1 protein-coding gene, 1 tRNA gene and 2 rRNA genes (1 of these 4 cut by a window edge) are annotated in these 3,479 nt (G+C 54.3%); 3 read left to right on the forward strand and 1 reads right to left on the reverse strand.

The window, feature by feature from the left end; genetic code table 11:
* The 3 genes from SPHS8_RS20030 to SPHS8_RS20040 all read left to right on the forward strand — a co-directional run.
* Nucleotides 1–2,672: ribosomal RNA gene (locus tag SPHS8_RS20030) — 23S ribosomal RNA — on the forward strand; it begins 126 nt to the left of the window's first position.
* 122 nt (nt 2,673–2,794) lie between these two features.
* A 5S ribosomal RNA gene (rrf, locus tag SPHS8_RS20035) occupies nt 2,795–2,909 on the forward strand.
* Nucleotides 2,910–2,996: 87 nt separating this feature from the next.
* Nucleotides 2,997–3,073, forward strand: a tRNA-Met gene (locus SPHS8_RS20040).
* A gap of 12 nt (nt 3,074–3,085) precedes the next feature.
* Here SPHS8_RS20040 and SPHS8_RS20045 read toward each other — a convergent pair.
* Nucleotides 3,086–3,479 (reverse strand): hypothetical protein (locus SPHS8_RS20045; RefSeq protein ID WP_201516823.1); only part of this gene is annotated, 394 nt, incomplete at its 5' end.

A 3,479-nucleotide genomic window follows, 5' to 3' on the forward strand; every position in this document is an offset into this window, starting at 1 on the left:
CCCACCTTCACCATTTAAGGTCTTTCCAGCTTTCGAGCTGGGCGGGCGTTAAATGGGAGAGGTATCACTAAGCTGAATAAAATAGGCTTTGGTGAAGCGAACCCGGGGAACTGAAACATCTCAGTACCTGGAGGAAAAGACATCAACCGAGATTCCGTTAGTAGTGGCGAGCGAACGCGGACCAGGCCAGTGCCTGTTGTTTAGTTAGCAGAACATTCTGGAAAGTTTGACCATAGCGGGTGACAGTCCCGTATGCGAAAGCGAAACAACAGGACTTGAGTAGGGCGGGGCACGTGAAACCCTGTCTGAACATGGGGGGACCACCCTCCAAGCCTAAATACTCGTACATGACCGATAGCGAACCAGTACCGTGAGGGAAAGGTGAAAAGCACCCCGATGAGGGGAGTGAAACAGTACCTGAAACCGGATGCCTACAAGCAGTTGGAGGGCTCTTGAAGCCTGACAGCGTACCTCTTGCATAATGGGTCTGTGACTTAGTGTATCGAGCAAGCTTAAGCCGTTAGGTGTAGGCGCAGCGAAAGCGAGTCTGAATAGGGCGCCCATGAGTTCGATGCATTAGACCCGAAACCCGGCGATCTATGCATGACCAGGTTGAAGGTGCGGTAACACGCACTGGAGGACCGAACCGTTTAATGTTGAAAAATTATCGGATGAGTTGTGCTTAGGGGTGAAAGGCCAATCAAGCCGGGAAATAGCTGGTTCTCCGCGAAATCTATTGAGGTAGAGCGTCGGATGATTGCCGTTGGGGGTAGAGCACTGGATGGTTGCGGGGGTCGCGAGATCTACCAATACTAACCAAACTCCGAATACCAACGAGTCTAGTCCGGCAGACAGACGGCGGGTGCTAAGGTCCGTCGTCAAAAGGGAAACAGCCCTAACCTACAGCTAAGGTCCCCAAGTCACGTCTAAGTGGGAAAGCATGTGGGATTTCCAAAACAACCAGGAGGTTGGCTTAGAAGCAGCCATCCTTTAAAGAAAGCGTAACAGCTCACTGGTCTAAATAAGAGATCCTGCGGCGAAGATGTAACGGGGCTCAAGACGTGCACCGAAGCTTAGGGTTCAGTCTTTGACTGAGCGGTAGCGGAGCGTTCCGTAGGCCGTTGAAGCGGAAGGGTAACCGACCGTGGAGGTATCGGAAGTGCGAATGCAGACATGAGTAGCGATTAACAGTGTGAGATGCACTGTCGCCGAAATTCCAAGGGTTCCTGCTTAAAGCTAATCTGAGCAGGGTAAGCCGGCCCCTAAGACGAGCCCGAAGGGGGTAGTCGATGGGAACCACGTTAATATTCGTGGGCCTGGAGGTGTGTGACGGATGGCGTAAATGGTCTGGCCTTATTGGATTGGTCCAGGCTGTGAAGTTGTCCCAGGAAATAGCCCCTCCGTATAGACCGTACCCTAAACCGACACAGGTGGAATGGTAGAGTATACCAAGGCGTTTGAGAGAAGTATCCTGAAGGAACTCGGCAAATTGCCTCCGTACCTTCGGAAGAAGGAGGCCCCACATTAAGGCAACTTTTTGTGGGGGGCACAGGCCAGGGGGTAGCGACTGTTTAGCAAAAACACAGGGCTCTGCTAAGTCGGCTTCAAGACGACGTATAGGGCCTGACGCCTGCCCGGTGCCTGAAGGTTAAGAGGAGGAGTGCAAGCTCTGAATTGAAGCCCAGGTAAACGGCGGCCGTAACTATAACGGTCCTAAGGTAGCGAAATTCCTTGTCGGGTAAGTTCCGACCTGCACGAATGGCGTAACGACTTCCCCACTGTCTCCAGGATATGCTCAGCGAAATTGAATTCTCCGTGAAGATGCGGAGTACCCGCGGTTAGACGGAAAGACCCCGTGCACCTTTACTGCAGCTTCAGAGTGGCATTAGGAAAGAACTGTGTAGCATAGGTGGGAGGCTTTGAAGCGATGACGCCAGTTGTCGTGGAGCCATAGGTGAAATACCACCCTGTTGTTTTCTGATGTCTAACCTCGCACCGTTATCCGGTGCAGGGACCCTCTGTGGCGGGTAGTTTGACTGGGGCGGTCGCCTCCTAAAGAGTAACGGAGGCGCGCGATGGTGGGCTCAGGACGGTTGGAAACCGTCTGTTAGAGTGCAATGGCATAAGCCCGCCTGACTGCGAGACTGACAAGTCGAGCAGAGACGAAAGTCGGTCATAGTGATCCGGTGGTCCCTCGTGGAAGGGCCATCGCTCAACGGATAAAAGGTACGCCGGGGATAACAGGCTGATGATTCCCAAGAGCTCATATCGACGGAATCGTTTGGCACCTCGATGTCGGCTCATCACATCCTGGGGCTGGAGCAGGTCCCAAGGGTTTGGCTGTTCGCCAATTAAAGTGGTACGTGAGCTGGGTTCAGAACGTCGCGAGACAGTTTGGTCCCTATCTGCCGTGGGCGTCGAAATTTGAGAGGAGTTGACCCTAGTACGAGAGGACCGGGTTGAACATACCTCTGGTGTACCTGTCGTCGTGCCAACGGCGCAGCAGGGTAGCTATGTATGGACGGGATAACCGCTGAAAGCATCTAAGCGGGAAGCCTCCCTCAAGATAAGATTTCTTCGAGCGGTCGTAGACCACGACCTTGATAGGCCGGATGTAGAAGTGTGGTAACATATGGAGCTAACCGGTCCTAATTGCTCTGATCGCGCCTGAGAGTCCCACCATCAATGACAATGCTGGAAAACAGCGTCAGCGATGTGGTGATCACCTCAAGCCAGATACATACATATCAAAAGTGCACGGCATCGATTAAAACCCAAAGCGCAAGCTTCATTGCTTGGTGACCATAGCGTCTGTGACCCACCCGATCCCATCCCGAACTCGGCCGTGAAACCAGTCTGCGCCGATGGTACTGTGGCTCAAGCCCCGGAAGAGTAGGGCGTCGCCAGGCATTGAAGCTCGCGCTTTGAAACAACAAAACCCATTCACATAGTTCATAAAAGGGCGGCCCATAAAGCCGCCCTTTTACCTTTGGTGGCGCGGGATGGAGCAGCCCGGTAGCTCGTCAGGCTCATAACCTGAAGGTCGCAGGTTCAAATCCTGCTCCCGCAACCAACGGTGTACGGCTCAACGTCCCAGTCTCACCAGACTGGGGCTTTTGTCGTTTCTGCACGATCGCATTTCCGCCGTTCGCAGGCGCGTCGGCAAACTCCAGCATCCGGGACAGATCACCCCGCAACTCCAGACGGCGATGCTTGCCATCACGGCCGTCACCGGCACGACAACCGCTTCGATCAAGGTACGGATCGCGTTGCGCGAGCCGCTCGCGTCACGCGTCACCAGATGATGCTCAAGTTCGGCAACGGCGGAGCGATAGACTGCCTCATAGTTCGCCGGGAGACGCACGACCGTCCGTTCGGGAAGGTTGGCAAGCTCCTGGGAAAGGCGGTCCTCTTCGCACTCCAGATCCTTCAGGCGCGTCATGACGGAGCGGGGAAGATCGTCGTCTTTCTCCATCTGC

Source organism: Sphingobium sp. S6 (assembly GCF_905120495.1).
GTDB classification, from domain to species: domain Bacteria; phylum Pseudomonadota; class Alphaproteobacteria; order Sphingomonadales; family Sphingomonadaceae; genus Sphingobium; species Sphingobium agri.